The organism is Prosthecobacter sp. (assembly GCF_044232965.1).
Classification (GTDB): domain Bacteria; phylum Verrucomicrobiota; class Verrucomicrobiia; order Verrucomicrobiales; family Verrucomicrobiaceae; genus Prosthecobacter.
Window position 1 is genome coordinate 1 of record NZ_JBIIKX010000077.1, and the last position, 26,343, is coordinate 26,343.

Consider the following 26,343-nt stretch of genomic DNA (forward strand, 5'->3'; position numbering starts at 1 on the left):
CTTTTGCCTGCAGGACTTTTGGGCCACGGAAGCCTCCTTCCGCTTCATCATGGTGGCCTACAACCTGATGAGTCTGTTCCGACACTTTGGGCTCAACAGTCACAATCAGGCGACCTTGGCGACGCTAAGGTCCTATTGCTTTGCAATAGGCGGGTGGATCAGCCAGCACGCACGCAAACGGGTGCTCAAGCTCTCGCTACCCCGCACAAAGCGCCCCTGGATGGACGCCATCTTCCGCCAAATCGAAGCCCGACCACCACCCTTCGCTTACTCCATTGCATAATCCGGGTTTAATCCCGTGTATCGCAGGAGCAAAAAGCTCGACTCAAGGCTTCGATTTTTCGATAGTCTGTTTTTATGATTAAGCAAAGGCAGCTCGGCTCCGTGCTCGGCAAGGTGATCGCCTGGGTCGTGCTTCTTGGCGTTGTCGTGACGGCAACACTCTTTGTGTGGACGTGGTTCGGAGCCCGGAAAATTAAAGCCGAACGGACCTCATGGAAGGACACCACGCTGATTCGCCTAGGCAAACTGTCGATCCCAAGCCCAGAAACCGATCAGAAGCTGGAATCCCTCAGGGATCTTCTTCGTCCTGGAGAACGGCAATCGTGGATGAATCCCGAATACGTATGGACGACAAACGGTGAGTACCTCGTTTATGCCTTCTACCACGGAATCAACGTTGGATGGGTGGACCATCTCTTTCTCGCACGAGGATCGGATGGCCGTTGGTATTATAGCACCTACCACTTCTGCAATGGGATGGTTGGCATCCTCGGTGACGAGCAGCCCAAGTCGATCTCGGAGTTCGTGAAGAGGTATTCGCTACAAGAGTTCGATGGCAAGTCTGATGTGTGCCTGCAGCACACTTGGCCCTAGTGCCGCAGATGGTTCACAAAACGCTCTCCCCTACCCACCGCGCATACTCCTCCGCCACCTGCTCGGGCCTTAGCGCCACGATTTCCGGCACGTCGTAGGGATGCAGTTCGCTGAGGCGTGATTCGAAGCGGGGCCAGGCGGCGGGCGTGGTTTTGAAGAGGGCGAGCACCTCGGCGGCGGTTTCGACCTTGCCTTCCCAACGGTAGATGGATTCGACGGCGGGGATGAGATTCACGCAGGCGGCGAGTTGCGATTCCACCAGCGCCGTGCCAGTCTCGCGGGCTTTCCCGAGGTCCGGGAAGGTGCAAAGGACGATCAGGATGTCGTTCATGACCGCCAGTGTATGAGATCTGCCTTCATCGACAAGCTTATCAAACGCATGGACCGCCTCGAACCGGGCGAAGTCCAGGGTATCGTGATGGAGCTGCTGCGGGAGAAGAAATTCCAGGAGAAGGTTTTCGAGGCGTTGCAGGAGGGCGTGATCCTGCTCGATACCGAGGGCAAGGTGACCTATGTGAACCGAGCGGCTTGCACCTTCTTCGGCATGCATCCGGATCAGGTGCTAGGACAACGTCTGGCGCAGGGCGTGCGCGGGCTGGACTGGAACGAGATGCTCAAGCCCGGCACGGTGGTGAGCCGCGACCTGGAAATTTTTTACCCCGAGAACCGCTACCTCAATTTCTACATCACCAGCATCGACGATGACTCGCCGCTGGGCTTCGTGATGCTAATCCGCGATGTCACGGAGACCCGCAAGCGCACCGAAGAGCAGCTCGAAAGCGAGCGCTTGAACGCCTTCACGCTCCTCGCCGCCGGTGTGGCGCATGAACTGGGCAATCCGCTCAACTCGTTGACCATCCACCTCCAGCTTCTCGAACGTCGCCTCAAAAAGATGGGCGCGAAGGGCGAAAGCCTGCGCGAGCACCTGGACGTGGCCACGGGCGAGATCCGGCGGCTTGATTTCATCATCGGCCAGTTCCTGGCCGCGATCCGCCCCACGCAGCCTCAACTCCAGCGCGTGCAGTTGCGCGAACTGCTGGATGAATGCGTGCGCTTCCTCCAGCCGGAGATCGAGCAGTCGAAAGTGAAGCTCAAACTCGACCTGCGAGCCGATCTGCCCGCCATGCCGCTGGACGCGAACCAGATGAAGCAGGCGTTCTACAACCTGATCCGCAACGCCTGCCAGGCGATGCCGAATGGCGGCACACTGACGATCAGCGGCACCTTCACCGACTACGAAGTGCGCCTGAGCTTCGAGGACACCGGGAAAGGCATCAGCGCCGAGCAGATGGGCAAGCTCTTCCAGCCCTTTGCCACCACGCGCAGCACCGGCACCGGTTTGGGCCTGCTCATCGTGCGCCGCATCGTCCGCGAGCACGGCGGCGAGATCGACATCGAAAGCCGCGAGGGTCTGGGCACCCGCGTGAGCCTGTGGCTGCCGCTGGTGGAGAAAAAGGTGCGGCTGCTGGAGGCGGGCGGAGAGGAACTGACGAAATCAGAATGAGGAATGATGAATGAGTCACCGAGTTGAGAAGAATGCGGGGAAATCTTTCAGAATCAATCCTCTGCGTTCTCTGAACCCATGTGGCACCTCATTCACCAACGTCTTCCCAGGTGCAAACCGCCACATCAACGCTATTGACCCATTGCCCGTCTCACGCCAACATCCACCTCTTATGCCAACCAAATCCAGCACTGATCCAAAACCAGCCCGCAAACTGAACCCAGCCCTTTCGAAACCCGTCCAGCCGGATGAGGTTCTCGCGGCAGTGATTGGTTCCACTCCTGTGTCCCGTGGAGAAATGACCAAGAAGTTGTGGGAATACATCAAGAAGAACGGCCTGCAAGACCAGACCAAGAAGACCAACATCAACGCCGACGAGAAGCTGAAAGCCGTCTTTGGCGGCAAGAGCCAGGTGACGATGTTTGAGATGACCAAGCTCGTCTCCGCCCACGTCAAGTGACCGGCAGCCTCAGGTTCGCCTGACCTTTAAAAGATTGATTGCCTGAAAACGGCAGCCGCAGTCGGCGTCCCGAAGTGATTCGGGACGCCGATTGCAGTTTTGGGGAGCAGTGCTGGCCTCGCAGCCAATTCGCCCTTGCAACCCCCGCTCATCCGCTTCATCTCAAGCGAACCTGCTCGTACCACCTTGGCAACCACCGATTCCTCCCGCACCCTCGTCGCCATTCCTGCCCGCTGGGGTTCCACCCGCTTCCCAGGCAAGCCGCTCCACCTCATCGCCGGAAAACCGCTGGTGCAGCACGTCTGGGAGCGCTGCCAGGACTGCAAGCAGGTCGATGACGTGATCATCGCCACGGATGACCCCCGCATCGCCGAGGCGGCGGCCAGTTTCGGTGCCAAGGCCGTTTTGACCTCGCCCGATCATCCCAGTGGCACGGATCGCATCGCGGAGGCGGCCAAATCCTTCCCGGATCACCGCATCCTCATCAATGTACAGGGCGACGAGCCGCTGATCTCCCCTGCCCTCATCGACGAGCTGGCCTGCACCATGCGCGACGATGCCAGCATCAAAATGATCACGGCCGCAGCATCGATTCATGACGCGGCGCAGATCAGCGACCCAAACGTGGTGAAGGTCATCTTCGACACTCACGGCGACGCGCTCTACTTCTCGCGCTCCCCGCTGCCATTCGTGCGGAATCCGGCCGCCTGGCCACGCAGCTACCGCCATTTAGGCATCTACGGCTTTCAGCGCAGCTTCCTGTTCCAGTTCGTGGCCTGGCCGCCCTCGCGTTTGGAGCAAACGGAGTCGCTGGAGCAGCTCCGCGCCCTCGAAAACGGCTCCCGCATCCGCGTGGTGCTCACGGACGAGCTTTCCCCCGGTGTGGACACGCCGGAGCAGGCCGCCGCCATCGAACTGCATCTGCAAAAACATTCCTCTTGAACTGCGAACCGAGAACCGCGAACCGAGAACCATCATGAAATACATTTTCGTCACCGGCGGCGTCGTCAGCTCACTTGGCAAAGGTCTGGCCGCCTCCTCCCTCGGCACCTTGCTCGAACTGCGCGGCCTGCGGGTCATCATGCAGAAGTTTGACCCGTACCTGAACATCGACCCCGGCACCATGAACCCGTACGAGCACGGCGAGGTGTATGTGCTCGATGACGGTGCCGAAACCGACCTCGACCTCGGCCATTACGAGCGTTTCACGCACACGAACCTGTCCAAGCTCAACAACCTCACCTCCGGCCAGGTTTACCAGTCCGTTCTCGACAAAGAACGCGCCGGCAAATACCAGGGCCGCACCGTGCAGGTGATCCCGCACGTCACCAACGAGATCAAGGCCCGCATGCACGAGGTCGCCGAGAAAATGGGCGGCGATGTCATCATCACCGAAATTGGCGGAACCGTGGGCGACATCGAGGGCCTGCCCTTCCTCGAAGCCATCCGTCAGTTCGGCCACGAGGTCGGTGCTGGCAACGTGCTCTACATCCACGCGACGCTCGTGCCTTACATCAAGGCCGCGCAGGAGCTGAAGACCAAGCCCACGCAGCAGAGCATCGCCAAGTTGCGCGAGATCGGCATCGCCCCGCACATCATCCTTTGCCGCACCGAGCACCCGCTCGACCTTGACGTGCGCGAAAAAATCTCGCTCTTCGGCAACGTGCCCATCGAGTCCGTCGTCGAAGTGCGCGACGTCAAGCACACCATCTACGAGGTGCCGTTAAAGCTGCACGAGGAGCGTCTCGACGACAACGTCTGTCGCATCCTCAACCTCACCACGCCGCAGCCCGACCTCACCCGCTGGCGCAGCTTTGTGCAGCGCGTCATCCACCCCACGCATCACGTCCGCATCGGCGTCGTGGGGAAATACATCGAATTGCAGGACGCCTACAAGAGCATCTACGAATCCCTCACGCACGCCGGAGCTGCCAATGACTGCAAGGTGGACATCGTCCGCGTCGATGCCGAGAGCATCGAGAAAGCCGGCCCAGAGCTCTACCTCGCTGGTTTGCAGGGCATCCTCATCCCAGGGGGCTTCGGCGACCGTGGCACCGAGGGCAAAATCACCGCCGCACGTTACGCCCGTGAAAAGGGCATCCCCTACTTCGGCGTCTGCCTCGGCATGCAGATCGCCGTCATCGAGTTCGCCCGCAACGTCTGCGGCCTGAAGGACGCCACCAGCACCGAGTTCGACAAGGCCACGCCGAATCCCGTCATCAGCCTCATGGAGGAGCAGAAGAAAGTGAAGCAGCTCGGCGGCACCATGCGCCTCGGCTCCTGGGTCACCGATCTCGTACCCGGCAGCAAGGCCTACGAGCTCTACCACAGCGCCACCATCACCGAGCGCCACCGCCACCGCTACGAGTTCAATTCCGACTACAAGGAGCTCATGGAGGAGAAAGGCATGCTCATCTCCGGCACCTCGCCGAAGGGCGATCTCGCCGAGATCATCGAGCTGCCCTCGCACCCCTACTTCGTCGCCTGCCAGTTCCACCCTGAGTTCCTCAGCAAGCCGAACAACCCGCACCCGCTCTTCCACGGCTTCGTCAAGGCCGCCATGAAGCATCATGCGGTGGCCGATCCGGTGTGCTGAGGCAGGCCTGGTAGCAAGGAATTGAGACAAAGAGGTGGATTGACCGCACCTGCGGGCGTCTTGTAGTCTTTTCGCGAAATCAGTCCCCTCAAAATCATGCGCACCTCCAATCCCACCCTCAGCGACCACGTCTTTGAAAAATCACGCACCGGCAATCCTGCGGATGGAGTGATGACTCTCAATGGCACCGTGCTTAAAACGGCCATCCTCACCCTGCTGCTCGTCACCGCCGCCAGTTGGAGCTGGGGCCAGGTCTCGGTGGCAAATCCACCCTCCTGGTTCGGTGCCGCGCTGAAGTTCGGCTGGCTGGTTCCCTTCGCGCTCGCGCTGATCATCGGCTTCGTGCCGAAAACGGCCCCGTTGCTCGCTCCTGTTTACGCCGTGACCAATGGGGCTTTCGTCGGCGTCATCTCCGCCATCTTTGAGGCCAGCTTCCACGGCATCGTGCTCACCGCCGTGCTGCTCACCTGCGGCATTCTGTTTGCCCTGCTCGGCGCGTATGCGACGGGCATCATCAAGGCCACGGAGAACTTCAAGCTCGGCATCTTTGCCGCCACGGCTGGCATCGCGATCTTTTACCTCGCCACCTGGGTGCTGAGCATGTTTGGCATCCAGATTCCCGGCCTGTTTGGCAATGGCTGGATCGGCATCGCCTTCTCCGGCTTCGTCGTCGTCATCGCCGCGCTCAATCTCGTGCTCGACTTCGACTTCATCGAAAACGGCTGCGCCGCCGGTGCGCCGAAGTTCATGGAATGGTATGCCGCCTTCGGCCTGCTCGTCACCCTCGTCTGGCTCTACCTCGAAATCCTGCGCCTTCTCTCGAAACTCCGCAGCCGCGATTGAACCTTTGTCGAATCCCCCCATCCAACCCGCCCCATGATTATGAAATCATCCCTCCTTCTTCTCCTTGCCAGCGCCTCGTTGCTCCAGGCCAATCCTGAAATCGCCACCGTCATCGACCAGGAATACGGCGCGGCCACCGCCGAAGGCATCATCCTGCTGCAATCCGCCCCCAGCGCCGCCGATCCTGCCCAGTGGTCTGTCTATGCCCGTGATCCCTTCCGCGAAGGCGAACTGGTGCGCGCCGCGTTGACCATCCAAAACAACAGTTGGGCACCCAAAGCGAATGGTGCTGGCTCCAAAATCCTCAATCGCGTTCCGCCGCTGCCCATCGCCTTCAATCGCGTGCTCTATCGCACCTCCGACGCCCGCAAGATCGCCCAGCAGCAGGCCATGCTCGCCAAAACGAACTTCGTCAGCGTGCAGTACCAGCTCGCAGCCAACGCCAGCGGCGTGCCGGAATGGGGTCTCGCGCTGCAAGACACCGCAGGCGCGGAAATCGGCTTCATCGTCATCTCCGCTGAAACCGGCGCGGTCATTCATCAGCAGTGGAGCAACAGCCTGAGCAATGTGTCCCCCGGTTCAACCGCACCCGGCTCCAAAGGCGAACGCGCCGCCGAAGATGTCCGACGCGGTGCCCGCCGCGCCTGGGAATGGACCGGCGACACCGGCCTCGAAGTCGGCCGGTTCTTCAAGCGTCTGTTCAAGAGCGAGTAAGGCGGCAACAGACTGGTCAAGCGATGGTCAAGCAGTCAAGTGTCGTGCTATTTGACCACCTTGACCAATCCTTGACGATTTGACTGCCTTTACTCCCTCCGCAGCGCCTCCGTAAGCTTCCCGCGCACGGCGACCGAAACAGCAATCACACACACCAGAAGGCCGAAAAAGAGAACACCTGCGATGAGCTTGACCAGGAAGGCCACTGGCAGCGATCCGCTGCTGCCAATCAACTGCGGAATCACCGCCAGCGCAGCGGTGGCCACACCAAGCAGCAAACCGAGCACCAGCAGCACGCTGTGTTCCCCCAGAATCATCAGGCGCAGCGATCCCGGCTGGAACCCAAGCGCCTGCATGAGTCCGAGTTCTCCACGGCGTTCGAGCACATGCCGTGCGATGAGCACGCCGATGCCTGCCGTGCCGAGCAAGACTCCCAGGCCTCCCAGCACGGTGAAGATGCCGATGTAGGTGTTTTGCACGCTCATGAACAATTCCAGGCGTTGCTTTGCCGGTTCGAGCGCCAGGCCGCGCTGCTCAAGCTGGCGCGTCAGATGCGCGGCGATCTCGGCGGCTTGCTCACGCGGCGCGTCAATCAGGAAGAAGCGATAGCCCGCCGCGTCAGGATACTTCGACAGAAATGCCTGCTCGCTGATGATCATCTTGCCCTGGAGCACCGATCCGGCCAGCAGGCCTACGATCTTCACCTGAAACGTGTTCCCGCTCGCGTCCTGATAGTCCAGCGTATCGCCCACTCCTTTGCCCAGGCCCCACATCGCCGTCGCTTGATCGGCGATGGCGGGCACAAACGACGTGTCGGCCATTTTTTCCCATGAGCCCGAGGCAAAGGCGAACGAGCCCGCCAGCTTCGCGGCATCGACACCGACCAGCAGCGGCTTCTGCGCACGGTTGAGGTTCAAGCAGCTCGCATCATCGCCTTCACGAACACGAAACGGCACCACACGCGCCTGCGGCATGAGTTTTTCATCCAGGCCAAAGGCTTCCCAGCCCGTCTTCACATTCAGATCCTCATACACCGGCAGCGACGACTCGCCGATGAGCGCAAAGCCGCCTGTGCCGGAGTTGCGCAACGTGTCATCTCCCGCGCTCATGCGGAAGGCGTTCACCGCCACCACGAGGAAGATGCCGCCCGCCATCATGCCGATCACCGCCAGACTGCGGGAAGGACGACGCGAGATGTTGCGCGAGCCGATCTGCCACAGCGATCTGGCCAGACCAGCACTGTCACGCCGCATCCAGCCGCGCAGCCAGAGCAGTCCGGCAATCATGAGCAGCATGCCGGAGCCAAAGAACATGCCGGCCACGGCCTCGGGGTTTTTCATGAAGAAACCCGCGCCCAGCAGCACCAGTGCGAGAACTGCGAGGACGAGCATCATCTTCGAGCTCTTGCGGACGGCCAGCGGTGTTAAATCATCACTCCAAGAGCCTGCCAGCAGGTCACGCGTCTCCACTTTGAACAGCTTCCGGCTGGCCCAGAACAACGTGAGCAGCACCACGACGAGCGTGGCGAGCGCGGCATTGAACAAGGTGCCAAAACTCGCGCTGAACACGAGTTCCAAGCCCTGCGTGGCTCCGCTCCACACGGCGGAGAGGCCATGCAGCGCCGTCTGTGTGTAGGCAATGCCGCCCAGCACTCCGAGCAGAATGCCCGCGAGCGCAATGACGCCCGCTTCCATGAGCCAGGCACGCCGCACCATGCCGCGCGTCCAACCCACAGCGAGGAGAAGGCCGATCTGCGAAGCGCGACGCTCCAGCGTGAACAAAAACAGCAATGCCGCGAACACCAGCGCCGCCGCGATGAGGAACATGCTCAGACCGATAAACAACCCGCCAAAATCCACACTGCCCTTCGCCGCCGCACCGGCCTCGGTTTTGAAATCACGTGGCACGAGACCGATGTCAGAGAGATTTAGCCGCAACGCCAGCATGTTGGCCTTTGCCTCCGCAGTCTGGCCTTCGTCCGACATGCGGATGGCCGTGAGATTGCCAAAACGATTGGCCCAGAGCTTCTGCCCGGCTGCGAGTGAAATGAAACCCTTCGGAGTGCCTTTGAACTCGTCCCAGTAGTCCTCGTCCTTGTCACGGATGGCCTTCATGTCCATCGGGATGCCCGGCTCCCAGTCACGGCAGTTGTCCACGTCGGACACACCCGGAAACTCCGGCGTCCACGCCTTCGTGACCATCGGATGATCCATCGGCAAGATGCCCGCCACCTTGAACTTCGCCGACTGCTGCTTCAATTCGCGCCCCAGTCCGACGACGAAGTATTTCACCTCCAGTTCATTGCCAATCGCGAGTTTCTGGTCGTCCGCAAGCCACTGCGTGATGGTGATCTCGTCATCCTTGCCGGTTCCGACGGAAGTCACCATGGAGTAAGGCGTGCCTCCCTGTGCGGAGGTGATGCCGTTCACCAGGTAGGTCAGCACGCCACGCGTGCCTTTGAACTCGAAAATCTTCTCCGCCACGTTGCGGTCCAGAAACACGCGGCTGGTGCTGAGTTCCCACTCCTTCGTCTCGCCGGGGATGCGTTTGAGCTTGAGCGCAAAGTCTTCAAGCGTGCGCTGCTGCTCAAATTGAGCGCGTAGCGCGGTGAACTGCGGATTGAGCAGCGCGTTCACTCGCCCGTCCATCTCCAGTTGGGTTTGCAGATCGGCCAGGTTCACAAACACCGAGTCTGGGGCCACCTGCGAAGCCGTGAGTTGAAATGCGCCAAAATCCTCCGCGCTCACAATCGCCCCGATCGTGCGGCGCAGGGAAATGTCCTCGTTCGTGCTGCCGGAGAGCGGCGCGTCACGCGAAATGGCGCTGGGACGCTCCAGACGCACCAGAATCGTGTCGCCGGGCTTCGCGTTGAGCTTGCGGGCCAGCGGCTCGTTGATCACCACGAACGACTTGTCTAATTCAATGGTCTTACCGCTCCTGCTAAGCTTCCAAAAAGCCTCGTCCACACCCAGCACCTGCGCTCCGTTCACACGCACCTTGCCGTTCGCCGCGCTGGCGGAGCCGGTGGCGACGATCAACGGCGCGGACTTCGTTTTGCGGGCCAGATTTTCAGTGAACCAGCGGTCTCCGCCGAGCACACCGCCTTCTACCTTGCCCAGGCGCAGTTCTGCCACACGCCGCAGGCTCGCGCGTACCGAATCACCGACCAGCAACGACCCAGTGAGGATCGTCCCGGCCAAAAAAGTGCCCAGCAGCAGGCCCAGATGCCCGCGCCAGTAGTGCCGGGCGGACTGAATGACGTAATCCTTCAGCTTCATGACAGGACACCTTCGTGAATCGTCATCATCCGCCCCATGCACTCCGCCTGTTCGCGATGGTGTGTGACCATCACCAGCGTGATTCCATGGCTTTTTTGCAAGGCCAGCAGCAGTTCCGTCAAAACGACGGCGTTGGCCTCATCAAGCGCTCCGGTCGGCTCGTCGGCCAGGATCAGACGCGGCTGATTGATCAGAGCGCGCACAAAGGCCACCCGCTGGCGCTCGCCACCGGAAAGCTGCGCAGGCTTCCACCGCATGCGGTCTTTGAGCCCGACCTGCGCCAGCAGCGCTTCCGCGCGCTGGGCGGCATCGGCAGGCGGTGCTTTCAGCGCCAGTGTGGGCAGCAGCACGTTTTCCAGCACGGAGCACTGCGGCATCAGGTGGTGCAGTTGGAAAATGAAACCGATCTTCTGGCTGCGCACAGCGGCGAGCTGTTTCGGCGTGCCTTTTGCCAGCGACTCGCCATCGAACACGAACTCGCCCTCGTCTGGTGTGTCGAGCGTGCCAAGGATGTTGAGCAGCGTGCTCTTGCCGCAGCCGGACGGGCCGACGATGGCGAGCGATTCACCCGCCTCGATCTTCAAGTTGATGCCGCGTAGCACCGGCACACGCGCCCCGCTGCCTGGATCAGTGTAGGATTTTGACAGGTTGGTGAGTTCGAGGAGGGCCATGGTTGGAAAGATCAGTCCGGGGTCGGGGTGACGAGCCGCCAGCGCTTCGCCTTGAATTCGTGGCGCGGCAGGCTGTCCGGCTCGGCCAATCTGACAGGAATACGCAGAGAGAACGTGTCACGCAGCTTGGATTCGATTTTTTTGAGCAACGGCTTCGCGACATTGCCATCCACCTCGACCAGCAGTTCGATCTCGTCCATCGCATCGACCTTGCGCTGCTCCACCATGAACTCGATGACCTCCGGGAACTGCCGCACCACAGCCTCGACCGCGCTGGGATAGATGTTCACACCGCGCACCACGACCATGTCGTCCAACCGGCTCAAAATACCGCCGTCGAGGATCAAGCGGCCGCGATGCAGTTTCTTCTTCACCCAGTCGCCTGTGCGATAACGCAGCAGCGGGCAGGCGGTGCGGTCCAGCGTGGACAAGATCAGCTCGCCACATTCACCATCTTCCACCTCCTTGCCGGTCTGTGGATCGACCACCTCGGCCAGATAGGCGTCCTCCAGCACGATGAGCTGCCGTGGCATGTCCTCGGCCTCATAACTGACCGGCCCGACCTCGGTCATGCCGTGATGGTCAAAGACCCGCGCGTCCCAGAGCTTTTCGAGGCGGCTGCGCACTTCCGGCACACTGCCGCCCGTCTCACCTGCGACGATGATCTTGTTGATGCGCAGGCTCATCCGCTCCACGCCGGACGTTTCGCCGATCAATTCGCCCAGACGCAGCGCATACGTCGGCGTGCAGCACAGCACCGTGGCCCCGTAACGTGCCATCGCCTCCAGCCTGGCCTGGCTCGACAAGCCGCCGGCTGGAATCACGAGATAATCCTTCGCCGCCGCCTCATACGCTGTCCAAAAGCCGAGAAACGGCCCGAATGAAAACGCGAAGAAGATGCGGTCACGTCCTTTGACCAACCCGGCGGCCTCAAACACACGCTGCCAGCATTTCAGCATCGCGTCCCAGCTCTCCGGCGTGTCCACCCAGGCCATCGGCTGCCCGGTGCTGGTGCCGCTGGTCTGGCAGAAGCGTGTGTACTGATGAATCGCTCGTGTCAGGTTCGTGCCGAAGGGTGGGTTCTCCGCACGATCCGCCTGGATGTCCGCCTTTGTCGTGAAGGGCACCTGCGCGATGAAATCCTCGATGCGGCTCAGCCGGCTGACCTTCAGCTCCCACTCGCGGATTTTTTTGCCGTAGAAGCTGTCTGTCGTGGCCAGATTGAGCACAATCGACCTCAGCTTGCGCCACTGGTTGGAGCGCAAACGAACTCGGTCGATCAATGGAGGGCCGTCCGACACGGTCGCAAGTGATGGCGAGGCATGACGCGGGGTCAAGCAACGCGCACATCCGCATGCCATGTGGCGGCCAACACCTCACAAAACCAGTGCGTTACGTTTAATCTCGCTGAACTCTCAGGCGCTGCGAGAGCACATGCTCCTTGCCCGGAGTCATCGCGATGACATCCGGCACGGCATTGGCGGCCTCGATGCAGACGAAATGCGGATACGCGTCGTCCGGCAGGTCGCTCAGACGCTTGGACTTCTCGATCCACGGATTCCACACGATGGTGGCGCGGCTGCCGGATTTCTCGACCACGATGGTCCGACGGCCCTTTCTATCGAGCAGGCGCACCGTGTCCTTGGATTCGTAATTCCTGTCCACTTCGCGATCAAAATACACGGGACCGCTTTGTTCGATGCGCTCCGGCGAAAGCCGGCTCTCCACATAAAAGGCATCGTCCAGGCCGATCACGGCGGCTTCGGTCACATCATCGACGCACAGGTAGGTGTGCAGCGCCCCGGTCATCGACCAAGCGGCTTCGTCCGTGTTCTTGATGTGCAGCGCGATGCTGAGCTGCGCGCCCAGCTTCACTTCGAGACGCAAATCGAAGCGATGCGGCCAGAAGGCGCGTGAATCATCGCTGTCGCTCAACAGGAACTCCAGAGTCACTCCCGCGATGTTTTCCGTCACCTCGCCCACATTCCACATCAGGTTGCGCACAAAGCCATGCGCCGGTTTGTCGGACTCCGTCGGATGACCGCCAAACCACGGCCAGCAGACCGGAATGCCGCCACGAATGGGCTTCCCAGGCTCAAACACAGCCTGCGCGCTCATGAACAGCACCGGCTTCTCGCCTGCGGGCGTCCATTCCATCACATGCGCCCCGTTCAGCGCGATCCGGCCCGTGGCAGCGGCGTGATGGATGACGAGGATCGGATAACCGGCGGGTTCTTCGATGAGTGAAACGGAAGGAGGAAGAGTCATGCGGCGGGATTCATATCCTGAACCCCGCTGGCAGCAACTCCGCCATCGTCATCGCGAACGGTTTTCCATCCCGCAGAAACCACACCTCCGTCTCCGGCCCCGCAAACTCGGCGATCACCTGCCTGCACGCCCCGCACGGCGGGAACTCATGTCCCAGCGCGATGACCGCCAGCGTGGCGATCTTCATCCCCGGCCCTTCTTCAGCCACGGCATGGAAAATCGTGTTCCGCTCGGCACAGATCGTCAGCCCATAGCTGGCGTTCTCCACGTTGCAGCCGGTGAAGACATTTCCCTGCGCCGTCAGCAACGCGCAACCGACTTGGAAATGCGAATACGGCGCGTAGGCTTTTGTTGCGGCTGCTTTGGCGCGATCAAACAGTTCATCCGTGTTCATGACGCAGCCATACCCACGCTCTTTTGGAAGGCAATCATCTCCTTCACCCCTCACCCCAGTCCTCTCCCCGAAGGAAAGCGCAGAGCCATGTTGCCAATGGCGGGAAGAGGGAGAGCGCTTTCGAGTCTTCCAACGTGAATCCTCTCTCCCCGCGATTGGTTATCCTGAACTGACATCGCTTGATGCGGGGAGAGGTCGGGTGAGGGGTTCAGTCTTCCTGCGTGTGCGATCCCAGATCACACTCAATACGCTGTCAGTGTCCCCGAGCATGGCTTGGTTGGTGAATCTCAGCGTCTCAATACCTTTGGAGCGCAAATAAGCCGCCCTCTGCTCATCATGCGCCCGGCCTTCGTCACTGTTGTGCTGGCCGCCATCCAGCTCAATCGCCAGGCTCAGTTCCGCGCAGTAAAAATCGAGAACATAGGGTTCCAAGGGATGCTGGCGGCGGAACTTCCGACGATTCACCCGACGATCTCGAAGACAGGACCACAGCAGAGCCTCGGCATCCGTGGCGTCACGCCGCAGCTTGCGGGCGAACTCTATGAGTTCGAGCCGCTCGCCCGTGATTTCGTGACGAATTTCCTCCAGGCGAGTGAGCATGGCTTTTTCACGGCTTTGCCGCCGCAGGCTTCGGCTCCTCCTGCATCAAGCCCGCCTTCACAAGCTGCGCCTTCGCTTTGTCCGCTGTCTGACGTCCCGCAGGAATGTCAAAGCCCAGGGTGTCGTAGTTGGGTTTGAAACCGTTGCCGTCGGCATCGACGTAGATGGGGTTGTTGTAGGCGCAGGGGCGCATTTTGGCGTAGTCGCTGGTGCCGAAGCCGATGGCCTCGTTGCCATCCTCGTCGATGGCGACGACGATGAGATGCGCGTCGCTTTGCAGCGGGACGTGAATCTTTTCGGCAAACTTCACCACACCGTCCTTGAACATCTGCGGATGCGACGCGCGGGTGAAATTCAGCGTTGGGTCGGGCCTGGAATTCACCAGCACCTGCACGCGGTCGATGTCCATCCAATCGGTGCATTGCACGCGAACGTTGAGGTCGATGCCACCGGTGCTGCGATCATCGTCACCGGCAATCTTGGCGTTCTGCGTCGTCACTTCGAGGAAAGGTCCGGTACTGAGCACGATATGGCCCGCCTTGGCATGCGGGGCGAGTTCCGCCCAGTCGATCTTGGAAGGTTCATCCGTGCTGGAGGGCAAATAGATGCGCCAGCAACCGACGCCGTTGCCATAAACGCTGTGCGCGTCCGCCACACCCACGGCGACGAGGCGATGACCTTGGTTCAGGAGCTGCCGCCAGAGGAACTCGCGGCACATCGAGACCTTCATCGCCAGCGAACCGGCCGGGCGGCTGAGCTTGAAGGGGGAATCTGCCAAAATATCGGTGCCGGGGCCGTTCTCGGCTTCAGACCCATCGATCATGCTTCCCACGCCGACGAAGCCGCCATCGGCGATGCCATCGCTGTCGCGGTCCACAAACATGTTCGAGAGGTCAGGGTGGTTGAACTGAATCCAGCGGTCCGCACGCTCCCCCTGCCAGCGGCGCAACGTCAGCGCCGTGATGCGCGGGTCATCGTTCCAAACCGGTGCGCCGCCATCCTGCTTGAGCGGTTCAGGCTCAAACGGGAAGGCATTGAAGTGCTGACGACTGCCGGTGAGTTCCATGCCTTTGACCGTCTTGATGTGATTTTCGAGTCCCAGCGCCTTGATCGTCGGCTCCCAATCGTAAAGGCGGTTGTGTTCGGTCGTCGGCGCAAATTCGAGATGCTCGACGGCGATGTTAATGATTCGCCCATCGGTATCGCAGACGTTGTCACCGCTCGGCGTGCTGTGGTTGTGGAAGTCCGAGCTGATCCAGCCCTTGGTATCGACGAGGCGCTTGAGCGTGCCTTTGAACTCGACCGTCTTGCCTTCCTCAACGGTGACTTCCTTCGAGAGATGACCGCATTCAGGTCCACGCACGACAATGACACGATATTTGCCCGGCGGGAGCTGCTGCGTGAAGTGGCCGTTCTCGCTGTGATACTGGTCCACACAGCCATGCGCACGCCATTTCGGGCCGAGGTTGAGTTTCGGCACGTTTTCCTCCAGCGGCGCGAAGTGCGCTTTGCAAGGCATGGGCTTGCCAGATTCGTCGGTGATGGCGAATTGAATGGCGGCGGCATTGGACATCGTGACCTTCGGTGAGGTCGTGGTTCCATCGGCAACAACGAGGCTGATCTTCGCCGTCGAGCGGCCCAAGTCGTCAATTTGCAGTTCCGCAGAGCCTTGCGGGAGTTTGAGGCTGAACTTGCCATCTGCATCGGGATAACCAGGAATCGTCTTTTGACCATCGGGCACAAGAATCGTCGCGGTGGAGACTCCTTTTCCCTTGGAGTCGGCGATCTGCCCATTCACGGTGCCGATCTTGCTGCCATTCACCGTCATGACCTCTCCCACCGCCTGCGCTGGTGACGTTCCGACGGCAAAGAAGCGCGAGATGACGACTTCCTGCTTGGGCTGCATCTCAATCGTGTCCGTGAGCTTGTCGATGCCGGTGACATTGAGCGTGCCGAGCGCATAGCCGCACTTGTGGGCCGGATTGATGGCATCCACCCAGAAAACGCCATCGCTGGTCATGCCGGTGGAGTCGAAGCGGGTGAAATCAGACTTGGTGTTCACCTTCTGCGGCTTGTCGGTCTCGTTGCGCAGCACGGTGGTGATGAAGATGCCCTGCACGCCGTCTTTGACGCGGTATTCGTGACGTTTGAACACGCCGCCGTTCTTCGCGGCGGTGGTGACGGACTCGACGGCGGCGGCGCCGTCCTCCTTGACGTTGGCGATCTTCACATAGCTCACAGGACCGTGTCCGCAGGGGCCATAGGCGACAAGCTGGTCGTTGTTCGCGCCACGCAGGGTCAAATCGTAGAGACAACCGGGCGAGACGCCGTCCTCACCGTAAAACGTGCTCATGTTCGCGCGGCGGTTCGGCGCGTTGTGCGAGATGACGGCCTCCACCTTGTCGCTGCGCAAAACGAAATCGCCCAGGATGCCATCGGCCTCCTTGCCTTGGGGAAGTTCGGCCTCGCGACCCAGCGCGGCTTCAAAGACTTCAGCCGCAGACATCGGCGCGGCGAGCAGGAAAGGGAGCAGGAGAACGGATTTCATGGTTGGAAATGAGGGCATACCAAACGAGTGCCGGGGAGTCATCTTTTGAATGCAGACGAGTTTGTGCCAAGATCGCCGCGTGTCCGCCCCGTCCCAACGTCTTGACTGGCTTGATCTCTTTCGGGGTCTCGCGGTGCTGGGCATGGTCTGGACGCATTCGGCGCACACCTTTCTCGACCTGAGTTTGCGACAATCAACTTGGTTCCACGAGCTGGATTACTATCACGGCCTGATCGCTCCCGCGTTTTTCTGGATCGCCGGATTCGTGCGCGCGCATGTGACCACGAGAACATCCAGGCCTGCGTGGCCTGCGCTCAAACGCCTGCTTCTGGTGCTGCTCATCGGCTACTTGATGCATGTTCCCTGGCTAAACCTCTTCGATGCAAAGGCCTGGCGTGCCGCCTGCACGGTGAACGTGCTGCATTGTCTCGCCATCAGCGGCATGCTCATGCTGGTGGCCGAGCGCTTTGGCCGCTGGCGCAACGGGGTGGCCGCCTTGCTCCTCGTGTTCTTTGTCGGCCTGCAAACTTCTGCCGAGAGCTGGCGCACGGGCGTGCTGCTCATCGACCAGTATTTCAATCAAAGCCAAGGCTCGTGGTTCGCGCTGTTTCCGTGGGTGGGTTTTGGTCTGGCGGGATTTTTGTCACGTCGGCTTTGGGATGGCACAGTGAATCGTGGTGCGACACTGATCTTCGTGCTGGGAGCATTGCTGGCCTTCGCGCAGCCGTATTCACCGTGGCCGGGCGGTGCGCCAGAGTTCTTCCTCGAACGTCTCGGCTGGGTGATGATGGCCGCCGTGCTCGTGGCCTGCGTGGCAGGCCAAGTCAACGCCGTCTCCGGCTGGCTGCGTCTCGCAGGCCGTGAGTCGCTGCTGCTCTACGTCGTGCATTTGCTGCTGATTCATGCCGTGCCGCTTCCGCGGCAGGCATTGCAGCATCTCATCGGCATGACGCAGCCGCTTTGGGTGGTGTTTGGAATCTTTGTGGCTCTTTTCGCCGCTTCCCTGGTGTTGGGATGGCTGAATGAGCGACGCAAACGCATTTCCAGAGCTTAACAAAATGCGCCTGAGTCGAAGCCTTGTGCCGCTGACTTGACGGATGAAAAGCCGTTGCTAGAAAAGCGGTCCGATGAAAATCAAAACCCTCTCACTTCTGTCACTCGCCGCCCTCACCCTCACACTCAGCCAGTGCGCGGCTCCCTCTGGCACGGATGCCAGCAAGTCCGCACCCGCAGGCTCAACCTCCAGCGATGGAGCCATCAAGCCCGGCATGACCAAGGCCGAGGTGGTCGCCGTCTGGGGAGAGCCGGACGAAAAGAAAACGACCGGCGCGGGCGAGGTCTGGCGCTGGGCCGGCCAGGGCTGGAAGCGCCATGTGCCGGTCTATGGCACTTGGGCCAAGGTGGAAGAGCATGTGGTGCGCTTCGGCGCTGATGGCAAGGTGATCGGCACCGGCACCGAGGACTATGGCAATGCCTTCCAGGAAGGCTGGCGCCGGGCCTATGGCACGAACTGATCGCGCACTGATTTGTCTCAAGCCGGACGCCTCACAGCGTCCGGCTTTTTTGTTCTGCTCAATCCTTCACGATCTTCAGCACGCGGTTATTGTAGCTGTCGGTGATGAACAACTCACCGGTTTGCGGATGCACCGTGACGCCGTGTGGGCGAGCGAGTTGGCACTGCTTGGGATCACCACCCACACCGGCGCTGCCTTGCTTACCCGTGCCGGCGATGCGTTCGATCTTGCCAGTGGTGGAAACGTAACGACGCACGAGATGCGCTTCCGCGTCGGCGATGAGCACGCTGTTTTCCTTGTCCACGCAGAGATGTTTCGGGCCATTCATCGTGGCTTCCAAAGCGGGGCCACCGTCCCCTTCCCCGCCTTTTTTGCCACTGGCGTTCACCACAGTGCGGATGCGGCCTTCCTTATCGACCACGCGCAGGGCGTTGCCGCCGCGTTCGAGGATGTACACGTTTCCGAGGCGGTCCGGGGCCACCGCACGCGGATCGACCAGCGGCGCATCGACCGCGACAGCTCCGTCCTCCGGCTTGCCTTTCTTGCCGTTGCCCGCGACGACTTTGGTCTCACCGCTGGCGAGATCGACGACGTAAACGCGGCTCAGATTGGCGACGTAGAGCTTCGTGCCGGTGAAGTCGAGCGTGATGCAGTAAGGTCCATTGCCACGCTCTTTGCCCTCGGGGGCCTTGAAGCCAGGAAGCAAGGACACGATGCCGGTTTTGACGGCCACCTTGCGCACGCAGCCGTTCCAGGTGTCGCCGATGAGAATGTCGCCGTCCGGCAGCACGGCGAGGTTGTGCGGACCATTGAACTGCGCCTGCAAAGCCGGGCCGCCATCGCCGCTGAAGCCGGGCTGGGGCTGTCCGGCAACATGGGTGAGCACACCGCTCGCATCCACTTTGAGCAGGCGGTTGCCGGAGACCATCTCGACGATCCACAAGTTGCCCGCCGCGTCGAACTCGGTGCCGAAGGGCTCCTTAAGCTTCGCCTGCACGGCGGGAATGCCGACCGCGTCCTGATCACCACCGGCAACGAGGACGATTTTATCAGCGTGAGCGAGGATGGGGAGAAGCAGGGAGGCGCAGAGGAGGCGGAGCATGGTATGGCAGGGGTGAGGGCACAGAGAACGCTGCTTTTTAGCCAAATGATTCGCCTTTGAACACCAGAAACCACGGCTTGCCAGGAATACATGTCCACCCGGCACGGTGCTTGCTTACTCGCATTAAATGATCTCTCCCATCCAAGAGTATGTCGAACAACTGTACTCTCGTTATGCGTCCGTGATAGAGGGCCAGGTCGCGGACTACATCCCGGAACTCGCCAAGGCCGATCCGCGCCACTTTGGCATCTGCATCGCCACGCGCGACGGTCATGTCTATGAGGTTGGCGACACCCGCCAGGCGTTCACCATTCAGTCCATCTCCAAAGCGCTGACTTATGGTCTGGCCCTGGAGGACCGGGGAGAGGAGCATGTTTTGTCCCGCATCGGGGTGGAGCCGTCGGGGGAAGCCTTCAACGCCATCAGCCTGAAGGAAGGGACCGGTGCTCCCTTCAATCCGATGATCAACGCGGGGGCCATCGCCACCAGCGGGCAGATCTTGAAGAAGGACGGCCAGAGCCGCATCGACCGTGTGGTCGAATACCTCAGCGGCTTTGCCGGCAGGCCGTTGCCAATCAACCACGCCATCTATCAAAGCGAGAGCGGGACCGGCCACCGCAATCGCGCCATCGGCTGGCTGCTGCGCAACTTCGGCATCATTGACGAGGACCCGGATGAAATTCTGGAGACGTATTTCCAGCAATGTTCCGTGGAGGTCACCTGTCGCGATCTGGCGCTGATGGGCGCGACGCTGGCAAACCAGGGCGTGAATCCGATCACCAAAAAGCGCGCCATCGCTGCCGACTATGTGGACAACGTGCTAGGCGTCATGGCCACCTGCGGCATGTACGACTGGTCCGGCGAATGGATTTACCGCGTGGGATTGCCAGCCAAGAGCGGCGTCGGTGGCGGCATCCTCGCAGTGCTGCCCGGACAGTTGGGCATCGGTGTGTTTTCACCGCCGCTGGACTCCCAGGGCAACAGCTTTCGCGGCATCAAAGTCTGCATGGACCTTTCGCGAGAACTCGCCCTGCACATGCTCAACCCCACCGCCACCCCGCGCTCGGCAGTGCGCTTGGCCTACCACGGCGGCGAAGTCGTGGCACGGCGCAGGCTCCCGCCCTCCACCCGCGAGCTGCTGCGCACGCATGGCTCCAGCATCCAGGTCATGGAACTCCAGGGCGGCCTCACTTTCACCACGATCGAGCCCGTGGTGCGGCAGGCCACCTCGCTCGCCGCTGGCAGTTGCAAGCACATCATCTTCGACCTGCGCTCGGTCGTCAGCGCCAACTCCGTGAGCTTCATCCTGCTGGCCAATCTCAGCACGCAACTGGCAGAGCACGGAGTACAAATCACCTTCTGCCAGCCGGGCCGGATGCAGGCGACTCTGCGTGGCATCGGCATCCCGGCTGAGCAGATTTTCGCCACGCTCGACGCCGCGCTGGAAGCCTGTGAGGACTCGCTGTTGCTGGAGGTCTCCGGCATTTCCTGGCGTCCCTCCGGCGCGTTGGAGCTCAAGGCATGCTCCCTCTTCAACCGCTGCCCGGATGATGATCTGGCCTTCCTGGCACAGGAGCTTCAACACCGCCACTACTCGGAGAACGAGACACTCATCACCGCGGGTGAAAGCGCGGACGAGATGCTCGTGCTCCTGCAAGGCACGGTGGAGGTGCAGATCCTCAACGAAGACAAGTCCCACAAACGCATCGATGTCCTCACCGCCGGCATGACCGTGGGTGAGATGGCTTTCCTCGATGGCTCACCCCGTTCCGCCAGCGTGATGGCCATGGAGCCCGTCGAATGCGTCGTCATTCCGAAAACCTGGTTCGACACACTCAATGAGCGGAGGCCCGGTTTGAAGATCACCCTGCTGCAGGAGATCACACGCGAGATCGCCACTCGCCTGCGGCAGGCCAACCTGGAAATCTCCGCCTTGCAGCGTTCTTAACAGCTCATTTCTTCTTCAGCAGGCGCACGCGATGCGATTCGCTGTCGCCGATGAACACCGTGCCATCGGCGTCGCAGAAGACACCGTGGGGACGGGCCATCTTGCAGCCGAGCGGGTCGCCATCCGGGCCGTCGCCCTTTTGATTCAGACCGGCGATCAGTTCGAGGTTGCCCGTTTTCATGTTCACCATGCGGATCGAATGGCTTTCGCAGTCAGCCAGCCACACATTGCCATCGGCATCGACGGAAATACCCTTCGGACCACTCAGCGTGGCCTCCTTCGCGGGGCCACCGTTGCCGGTGAAGCCGCTTTTGCCCGTTCCAGCGATGTGATGAATCTTCCCAGCCTTGAGGTCGAATTTGAAGACCTGGTTTCCTTCACGCGTGGCGAGCCAGAGATTGCCCTGCTTGTCGAAATCGAGCGAACGCGGCCCTTTGAGCGGTGTTCCCGCGATGGTAGCGCCATCCGGTGTCACACCGGCTTTGCCGACTCCGGCGAAGGTGCTGATCGTGCCGGTCTTCATGTCGATCTTGCGGATGACGTGGTTGCCAATGTCGCAGACATAAAGGTCGCCCTCAGGGCCGAACTGGATGCTGTGCGGTTGCTTGAACTGCGCCTTCACCGCCGGGCCGCCATCGCCGCTGTAGCCCGCCACGCCTGTTCCGGCGATGGTGGTGATGATGTTCGTCTGCGTGTCGATCTTGCGCACGGCATGATTGGTCATGTCCACGATGTAGAGGTTCTTGCCAGTGGCGTCGAAACGCAGCTCATGCGGCAGATTGAAGGTCGCCTGCAAAGCCGGGCCGCCATCGCCGCTGTAACCCTTTGCGCCCGTGCCCGCGATGGTGCTGATGGTGCCATCCGGTGCCACGCGGCGGATGCGCTGGCCGGTGTATTCGCAGAACCAGATCGCGCCATCCGGGCCACGCACGACGCCGAAGGGATTGTCGATCTGCGCTGCCGTGGCCGGGCCGCCATCACCGCTGCCGCCTTTGACGCCGGTGCCGGCGAAGGTTGAGATGGTCCATTCGGCGGCGGTGGCGGATTGGGCGAGGAAAGCGAGGAGAAGAAGCGTGCGCATGGTGATTGGTAGGCCGCGACGATGAAGGGACCGGCCCCAGATGCCAAGAAAGAAATGCAGGCCGCTGGATTTCATGTCCAATCCCGCAAACATCCGCCTGCCACCATGAAACCGATCCTGCTCGCCCTTCTCGTTTCGTCATTCGTCATTCCACATTCGTCCTTCGCGGCCGTGAAGCTCCCCTCTATCTTCACGGATCACATGGTGCTCCAGCGGGACAAAGCGGTGCCCGTTTGGGGCAAGGCCGCGCCGGGTGAGGAGGTCGTCGTTGAGTTCGCGGGGCAAAAGAAGACCGCGAAGGCCGATGCGGGCGGTCGGTGGATGGTGAAGTTCGATCCCATGCCCGCGAATGCGGAGCCGCAGGTGCTGAAGGCGGGCAACGTGAGCGTGCAGGACGTGCTCATTGGCGAAGTGTGGCTCGCCTCCGGCCAGTCGAACATGGAGTGGGAAATGCAGATGAAGTCCGACTCGAAGGCCGACATCCCCAACACGACGCATCCGAATCTGCGCCTCATCGAGGTGCCCAAGACCACCGCGCTCACGCCGCAGGACGATGTGCCCGCGAAATGGGAATGCAGCGCACCGGAGAGCGCGGCCACGTTTTCCGCCGTCGGTTATTACTTCGGACTGCGACTGCACGAGGAGCTCAAAGTGCCTGTCGGCGTCATCCAGAGCGCCTGGGGCGGCACACGCATCGAGCCGTGGACGAGCATCGAGGGCTTTGATGCCGTGCCGGAGCTGAAAAGCTTCGTCGCCGATGTGCGCTCGAAGCTGCCCGGCAGTGATGCGTATCGCACCACGCATGAAAAACATCTCGCCGCCGTCACGCAGTGGCAGCAGGCCGTGAAGACCGCATTGGAGAAAAAACAGCCCGTGCCCGCCATGCCCGGCCAGCCGCAGTCACTCACCGCCGGTGCCGGCACGCCCACCGCGCTCTACAATGCCATGATCCACCCGCTCGTGCCCTTCGCCATGCGTGGGACGATCTGGTATCAGGGCGAGTCAAACCACACCGAGGGCTTCGTTTACACCGACAAAACGAAAGCGCTGCTCGCCTCCTGGCGCAGTGTGTTTCAGCAGCCCGAGCTGCCGTTCTACTTCGTGCAGATCGCCCCCTGGCAATACGGCACGGAAGAAGCCGACATCCTGCCGCAGTTCTGGCAAGCGCAGCGCGAGTGCCTGAAAATCCCGCACACCGGCATGGCTGCCATCAGCGACATCGGCGAGGTCGGAGATATCCATCCCGCGAAGAAAAAAGAAGTCGCCCGCCGCCTCTCACTCTGGGCCTTGAGCCAAACCTACGGCCGGAGCGAAATCGACCCGAACGGCCCGCTTTACGCCAGCCATGCTGTCGAAGGCGCGGCCATCCGCGTGAAATTCGACCACGCCGCCAGCGGCCTCGCCGCGCGCGATGGCAAACCGCTCACGCATTTCGAGATCGCCGGACGCGACGGCCTCTTCCAACCCGCCGACGCGAAGATCGACGGCGACAGCGTCGTGCTCACCTCCGCCAAGGTGCCAGAGCCGCGTCGTGCTCGCTTCGCCTGGAGCAAGCTCGCCATTCCGAACCTCATGGACAAGGACGGCCTGCCCGCCACCGCCTTCCACACGCACTGGCCCGTCGATCCCGACCTCGGCGACAACTTCGCCAAAGGTTGCACCTGGACCAGCAGCGACAAAAACACCTACGGCTGGGACACCGGCCTCACCGACGGCTCCTGGGCTAGCTTCAATCCCAACAGCTACGCCACCGGCAACTCCGAGACGTTTCCCAAACACGTCACCATCGACCTCAAGCAGCCGCGCACGCTGAATCTGATCGTCCTCGGCACCCCCGAGATCGGCTCCACGAAAACCGTCGCCGTCTCCGTCAGCACCGATGGCAAAACGTTCCGCGAAGTCGGCAAACACGTCTTCCCCCTCGCCAAAGCCACCCGCGCCTCGATCACCTTCCCCGACACCGAGGCCCAACACATCCGCCTCACCTACCTCGACCACCACGCGCAGCAGGCGGGTGGTTTTCCGAATACGTTTGGCTTCACGACGGAGGTGGAGGCGTATCGGGTGAGGTGAGCGTCGCTCGCTTCAGACTTTGCGGTCATAATCGACACCCATGAAGCCGAAACTCCGTTGGCACTCGACAAATCCGTGGCCCATAACGTTGTTGATGTACTCGACAGAATTGTTTCTCATCAAGTAGTTCGCCCAACCAACAGCGCCATGCGTCATCTAGTTGCAGTTCTAGCCTTGCTGATAGGCACCGCATTATCTGCGGAGTTTGATCCACACAAAGGCCCCGCACCTGTCGTTGTGCTGATGACGAATGATCCGTGGGCACAGGTGATTGGCTCTGATACCCCACGACTGGTGGCCTATGACGATGGCACAGTTATTTACCAACGAGAACAGAACAAGATTCCAGGACTTTGGGCCGCCCATCTCACACCTGATGGGCTCTCCAAGTTGGTCGATATTGCCCGACCACTTCTCCGGCTTCCAGGTCTCCAAAGACATTACGATCTTGCTCCCGGTGTAACCGATCAGCCGACGACGACACTTTTCATTTCCGAGAAGGAGGTCACCAAAGTTGTTGGCGTCTATGGATTGACCGCCCAAGGGCGGTCATTTCGAGAGCACATTGAGGGTGAGGAGCCGCCACCGCCTGAGTTCATGAAGGCGTTCAAGGCTCTTTGCGAGTATCTAGTCGCCGACGCCAAGCCCTGGGTGCCGCCATACATTGAGGTGATGTTGTGGGGCTACGAATATGCGCCCGATGCATCCATCGTGTGGCCAAGCAATTGGCCGAAGTTGGACTCTCCCCGAACTCGCAAGAGAGGAGACTCGCTTTACATCTTCCTTGATGGCACGGAGCTTCAGACGTTACGAGACTTCATCGCCACTCGGAAGGAGAAGGGGGCCGTCGAGGTAGCGGGAAGGAAGTTTGCCATTGATTATCGATACACATTTCCATCCGAGCCGATTTGGATGGCAGCATTCCGTAAACGATGACTGACCACCAGCCACCAAGGAATACTTTCAACTTTGAAGTGCGACAACTGGACGTGAGTAATGGACCTCGTTTGGAGCACCACTTCTGACATCTGACTTTGAACGTCTTACTCGTTCCTTCATGAGTCTTTCAACAGGCTGTTAAGCGATCTTGGGCATCCCCCCCGTTTGGATGAACGAGCCGGAGGCTCGAAAGAACTCAGCCGGTGGTGCAGAGGGCGTCGCCAGGCGGGAACTCGCGGAAGCGCTGGGCGGCGCACTGCTTCTTCACCTCGCCAATGCCAAACTCTCCGCTGAACGCGGTGATGACGCTGCGCGCCGCCACTTTCACATCGGTGACCAGACGGTTCGGGTGCGGCGGTGCCGGGGCCGGGGCCGGTGATGCGGCCGCTGGAACAGGCGCGGGAGAAGCCGCCGCCACGGCAGCCACCGGTGGCGGCTGACCACGGCCCAGGCGTGCCTTCATCTGCCGCACCAGCTCCACATCCGCCAGCAGGCGCGCCTCCAGCTCATCGAGCCATGCCAAGGATTGTTCGTCAGCATTCATGCGCGCAGTGTTTCAGATTCGCGCAGGACTGACAAGATCGAAGACGCGCCTTCCCTGCCCCGGCGGATCATTTCTCCCTGCCCCTGCGTCTTCGTTCACGCCGGGGTCGAAGCATCTCGTGTGAAGCAAACCGGTTGCTCTGAAAGGTGTCCGAACCACCACTGCCGCAGCCACCGGGCCATCTTCTCCTACCACCATGAGCATCTCATCGAGGTCAACGGCCAGCGCCATCCTGCTCGACTGCGGCTCCTTCGAGCTTCCGTTGATGCGCGTTGGCAAGCTGGTGCGGTGGGAGGTCTTCGCTCCGCTTATTCAGGGGGGCTTACCCGCTAAGCTAAAGGAAAAGGCGACTGGGGAAGCCAGCCGCCTTTAAAGTGGTCCGCACAGTCC

23 protein-coding genes and 1 pseudogene are annotated in these 26,343 nt (G+C 61.0%); 13 read left to right on the forward strand and 11 right to left on the reverse strand.

What is annotated here, in order from left to right; all coding sequences use genetic code 11:
- Positions 1–283: pseudogene (locus tag ACILSI_RS22550) on the forward strand (hypothetical protein); the annotation flags it as partial.
- A 74-nt stretch (positions 284–357) separates the two neighbouring features.
- The gene (locus ACILSI_RS22555; RefSeq protein WP_395724176.1) at positions 358–876 is read left to right on the forward strand and encodes a hypothetical protein; all 519 of its coding nucleotides are present in this window, start codon (positions 358–360) and stop codon (positions 874–876) included.
- A gap of 13 nt (positions 877–889) precedes the next feature.
- Here the strand turns inward: ACILSI_RS22555 and cutA are convergent, their stop codons facing one another.
- On the reverse strand, positions 890–1,207 hold the full coding sequence (gene cutA / locus ACILSI_RS22560; protein WP_395724177.1) for a divalent-cation tolerance protein CutA: 318 nt from the start codon (positions 1,205–1,207) through the stop codon (positions 890–892).
- A 12-nt stretch (positions 1,208–1,219) separates the two neighbouring features.
- Between cutA and ACILSI_RS22565 the strand changes: the two genes are divergently transcribed.
- The 6 genes from ACILSI_RS22565 (at position 1,220) to ACILSI_RS22590 (ending at position 6,993) form a co-directional block, all read left to right on the forward strand.
- The gene (locus ACILSI_RS22565) at positions 1,220–2,380 is read left to right on the forward strand and encodes a nitrogen regulation protein NR(II) (RefSeq protein WP_395724178.1); all 1,161 of its coding nucleotides are present in this window, start codon (positions 1,220–1,222) and stop codon (positions 2,378–2,380) included.
- Between the two features lie 172 nt (positions 2,381–2,552).
- Positions 2,553–2,840 (forward strand): SWIB/MDM2 domain-containing protein, encoded by a 288-nt coding sequence (locus ACILSI_RS22570; protein WP_395724179.1) that lies wholly within the window; start codon positions 2,553–2,555, stop codon positions 2,838–2,840.
- A 186-nt stretch (positions 2,841–3,026) separates the two neighbouring features.
- Positions 3,027–3,782, forward strand: a complete 756-nt coding sequence (gene kdsB, locus ACILSI_RS22575) for a 3-deoxy-manno-octulosonate cytidylyltransferase (RefSeq protein ID WP_395724180.1) — start codon at positions 3,027–3,029, stop codon at positions 3,780–3,782.
- A 34-nt stretch (positions 3,783–3,816) separates the two neighbouring features.
- Positions 3,817–5,436 carry a CTP synthase gene (locus tag ACILSI_RS22580; RefSeq protein ID WP_395724181.1) on the forward strand — a complete coding sequence of 540 codons (1,620 nt, stop codon included), beginning with the start codon at positions 3,817–3,819 and terminating at the stop codon, positions 5,434–5,436.
- 96 nt (positions 5,437–5,532) lie between these two features.
- Positions 5,533–6,279, forward strand: a complete 747-nt coding sequence (locus ACILSI_RS22585) for a Bax inhibitor-1/YccA family protein (protein ID WP_395724182.1) — start codon at positions 5,533–5,535, stop codon at positions 6,277–6,279.
- A 39-nt stretch (positions 6,280–6,318) separates the two neighbouring features.
- A complete protein-coding gene (locus tag ACILSI_RS22590; protein WP_395724183.1) occupies positions 6,319–6,993 on the forward strand; it encodes a hypothetical protein in 675 nt (224 codons plus the stop codon).
- Positions 6,994–7,082: 89 nt separating this feature from the next.
- On the opposite strand, the gene ACILSI_RS22595 is transcribed toward ACILSI_RS22590, so the two are convergent.
- The 7 genes from ACILSI_RS22595 to ACILSI_RS22625 form a co-directional block, all read right to left on the reverse strand.
- The gene (locus ACILSI_RS22595) at positions 7,083–10,271 is read right to left on the reverse strand and encodes an FtsX-like permease family protein (protein ID WP_395724184.1); all 3,189 of its coding nucleotides are present in this window, start codon (positions 10,269–10,271) and stop codon (positions 7,083–7,085) included.
- Positions 10,268–10,942, reverse strand: coding sequence for an ABC transporter ATP-binding protein (locus tag ACILSI_RS22600; RefSeq protein ID WP_395724185.1), 675 nt, complete (start codon positions 10,940–10,942; stop codon positions 10,268–10,270). The genes ACILSI_RS22595 and ACILSI_RS22600 overlap by 4 nt, the downstream gene beginning before the upstream one ends.
- A gap of 11 nt (positions 10,943–10,953) precedes the next feature.
- Positions 10,954–12,243, reverse strand: coding sequence for a phenylacetate--CoA ligase family protein (locus ACILSI_RS22605; RefSeq protein ID WP_395724186.1), 1,290 nt, complete (start codon positions 12,241–12,243; stop codon positions 10,954–10,956).
- Positions 12,244–12,340: 97 nt separating this feature from the next.
- Positions 12,341–13,210, reverse strand: coding sequence for a D-hexose-6-phosphate mutarotase (locus ACILSI_RS22610; RefSeq protein WP_395724187.1), 870 nt, complete (start codon positions 13,208–13,210; stop codon positions 12,341–12,343).
- 10 nt (positions 13,211–13,220) lie between these two features.
- The gene (gene cdd / locus ACILSI_RS22615) at positions 13,221–13,604 is read right to left on the reverse strand and encodes a cytidine deaminase (RefSeq protein ID WP_395724188.1); all 384 of its coding nucleotides are present in this window, start codon (positions 13,602–13,604) and stop codon (positions 13,221–13,223) included.
- A 159-nt stretch (positions 13,605–13,763) separates the two neighbouring features.
- The gene (locus tag ACILSI_RS22620; RefSeq protein ID WP_395724189.1) at positions 13,764–14,204 is read right to left on the reverse strand and encodes an endonuclease domain-containing protein; all 441 of its coding nucleotides are present in this window, start codon (positions 14,202–14,204) and stop codon (positions 13,764–13,766) included.
- Between the two features lie 7 nt (positions 14,205–14,211).
- On the reverse strand, positions 14,212–16,752 hold the full coding sequence (locus ACILSI_RS22625) for a CehA/McbA family metallohydrolase (protein ID WP_395724190.1): 2,541 nt from the start codon (positions 16,750–16,752) through the stop codon (positions 14,212–14,214).
- 79 nt (positions 16,753–16,831) lie between these two features.
- On the opposite strand from ACILSI_RS22625, the gene ACILSI_RS22630 reads away from it, so the two are divergent.
- Together ACILSI_RS22630 and ACILSI_RS22635 are read left to right on the forward strand one after the other, a co-directional pair.
- Positions 16,832–17,806: a heparan-alpha-glucosaminide N-acetyltransferase domain-containing protein gene (locus ACILSI_RS22630; protein WP_395724191.1), complete on the forward strand. Its 975-nt coding sequence runs from the start codon at positions 16,832–16,834 to the stop codon at positions 17,804–17,806.
- A 73-nt stretch (positions 17,807–17,879) separates the two neighbouring features.
- The gene (locus ACILSI_RS22635; RefSeq protein ID WP_395724192.1) at positions 17,880–18,266 is read left to right on the forward strand and encodes a hypothetical protein; all 387 of its coding nucleotides are present in this window, start codon (positions 17,880–17,882) and stop codon (positions 18,264–18,266) included.
- A 58-nt stretch (positions 18,267–18,324) separates the two neighbouring features.
- Here the strand turns inward: ACILSI_RS22635 and ACILSI_RS22640 are convergent, their stop codons facing one another.
- Entirely contained in the window at positions 18,325–19,368 is a 1,044-nt protein-coding gene (locus tag ACILSI_RS22640) for a hypothetical protein (RefSeq protein ID WP_395724193.1), read from the reverse strand.
- A 127-nt stretch (positions 19,369–19,495) separates the two neighbouring features.
- Here ACILSI_RS22640 and glsA point away from each other — a divergent pair, with 127 nt between their 5' ends.
- Positions 19,496–21,316, forward strand: coding sequence for a glutaminase A (gene glsA / locus ACILSI_RS22645; RefSeq protein WP_395724194.1), 1,821 nt, complete (start codon positions 19,496–19,498; stop codon positions 21,314–21,316).
- A 4-nt stretch (positions 21,317–21,320) separates the two neighbouring features.
- On the opposite strand, the gene ACILSI_RS22650 is transcribed toward glsA, so the two are convergent.
- Positions 21,321–22,397, reverse strand: a complete 1,077-nt coding sequence (locus ACILSI_RS22650) for a hypothetical protein (protein WP_395724195.1) — start codon at positions 22,395–22,397, stop codon at positions 21,321–21,323.
- Between the two features lie 105 nt (positions 22,398–22,502).
- On the opposite strand from ACILSI_RS22650, the gene ACILSI_RS22655 reads away from it, so the two are divergent.
- Both ACILSI_RS22655 and ACILSI_RS22660 read left to right on the forward strand, forming a co-directional pair.
- On the forward strand, positions 22,503–24,470 hold the full coding sequence (locus tag ACILSI_RS22655; RefSeq protein ID WP_395724196.1) for a sialate O-acetylesterase: 1,968 nt from the start codon (positions 22,503–22,505) through the stop codon (positions 24,468–24,470).
- A gap of 57 nt (positions 24,471–24,527) precedes the next feature.
- Positions 24,528–25,406, forward strand: coding sequence for a hypothetical protein (locus ACILSI_RS22660; protein ID WP_395724197.1), 879 nt, complete (start codon positions 24,528–24,530; stop codon positions 25,404–25,406).
- A gap of 199 nt (positions 25,407–25,605) precedes the next feature.
- On the opposite strand, the gene ACILSI_RS22665 is transcribed toward ACILSI_RS22660, so the two are convergent.
- Positions 25,606–25,953: a hypothetical protein gene (locus tag ACILSI_RS22665; protein ID WP_395724198.1), complete on the reverse strand. Its 348-nt coding sequence runs from the start codon at positions 25,951–25,953 to the stop codon at positions 25,606–25,608.
- Positions 25,954–26,343: the final 390 nt, after the last annotated feature.

Coding starts and splice junctions, on each gene's coding strand:
- ACILSI_RS22555 (WP_395724176.1), top strand. CDS start 358: ATGATTAAGCAAAGGCAGCTCGGCTCCGTGCTCGGCAAGGTGATCGCC.
- cutA (WP_395724177.1), bottom strand. CDS start 1,207: ATGAACGACATCCTGATCGTCCTTTGCACCTTCCCGGACCTCGGGAAA.
- ACILSI_RS22565 (WP_395724178.1), top strand. CDS start 1,220: ATGAGATCTGCCTTCATCGACAAGCTTATCAAACGCATGGACCGCCTC.
- ACILSI_RS22570 (WP_395724179.1), top strand. CDS start 2,553: ATGCCAACCAAATCCAGCACTGATCCAAAACCAGCCCGCAAACTGAAC.
- ACILSI_RS22580 (WP_395724181.1), top strand. CDS start 3,817: ATGAAATACATTTTCGTCACCGGCGGCGTCGTCAGCTCACTTGGCAAA.
- ACILSI_RS22585 (WP_395724182.1), top strand. CDS start 5,533: ATGCGCACCTCCAATCCCACCCTCAGCGACCACGTCTTTGAAAAATCA.
- ACILSI_RS22590 (WP_395724183.1), top strand. CDS start 6,319: ATGAAATCATCCCTCCTTCTTCTCCTTGCCAGCGCCTCGTTGCTCCAG.
- ACILSI_RS22595 (WP_395724184.1), bottom strand. CDS start 10,271: ATGAAGCTGAAGGATTACGTCATTCAGTCCGCCCGGCACTACTGGCGC.
- ACILSI_RS22600 (WP_395724185.1), bottom strand. CDS start 10,942: ATGGCCCTCCTCGAACTCACCAACCTGTCAAAATCCTACACTGATCCA.
- ACILSI_RS22610 (WP_395724187.1), bottom strand. CDS start 13,210: ATGACTCTTCCTCCTTCCGTTTCACTCATCGAAGAACCCGCCGGTTAT.
- cdd (WP_395724188.1), bottom strand. CDS start 13,604: ATGAACACGGATGAACTGTTTGATCGCGCCAAAGCAGCCGCAACAAAA.
- ACILSI_RS22620 (WP_395724189.1), bottom strand. CDS start 14,204: ATGCTCACTCGCCTGGAGGAAATTCGTCACGAAATCACGGGCGAGCGG.
- ACILSI_RS22625 (WP_395724190.1), bottom strand. CDS start 16,752: ATGAAATCCGTTCTCCTGCTCCCTTTCCTGCTCGCCGCGCCGATGTCT.
- ACILSI_RS22635 (WP_395724192.1), top strand. CDS start 17,880: ATGAAAATCAAAACCCTCTCACTTCTGTCACTCGCCGCCCTCACCCTC.
- ACILSI_RS22640 (WP_395724193.1), bottom strand. CDS start 19,368: ATGCTCCGCCTCCTCTGCGCCTCCCTGCTTCTCCCCATCCTCGCTCAC.
- glsA (WP_395724194.1), top strand. CDS start 19,496: ATGATCTCTCCCATCCAAGAGTATGTCGAACAACTGTACTCTCGTTAT.
- ACILSI_RS22650 (WP_395724195.1), bottom strand. CDS start 22,397: ATGCGCACGCTTCTTCTCCTCGCTTTCCTCGCCCAATCCGCCACCGCC.
- ACILSI_RS22655 (WP_395724196.1), top strand. CDS start 22,503: ATGAAACCGATCCTGCTCGCCCTTCTCGTTTCGTCATTCGTCATTCCA.
- ACILSI_RS22665 (WP_395724198.1), bottom strand. CDS start 25,953: ATGAATGCTGACGAACAATCCTTGGCATGGCTCGATGAGCTGGAGGCG.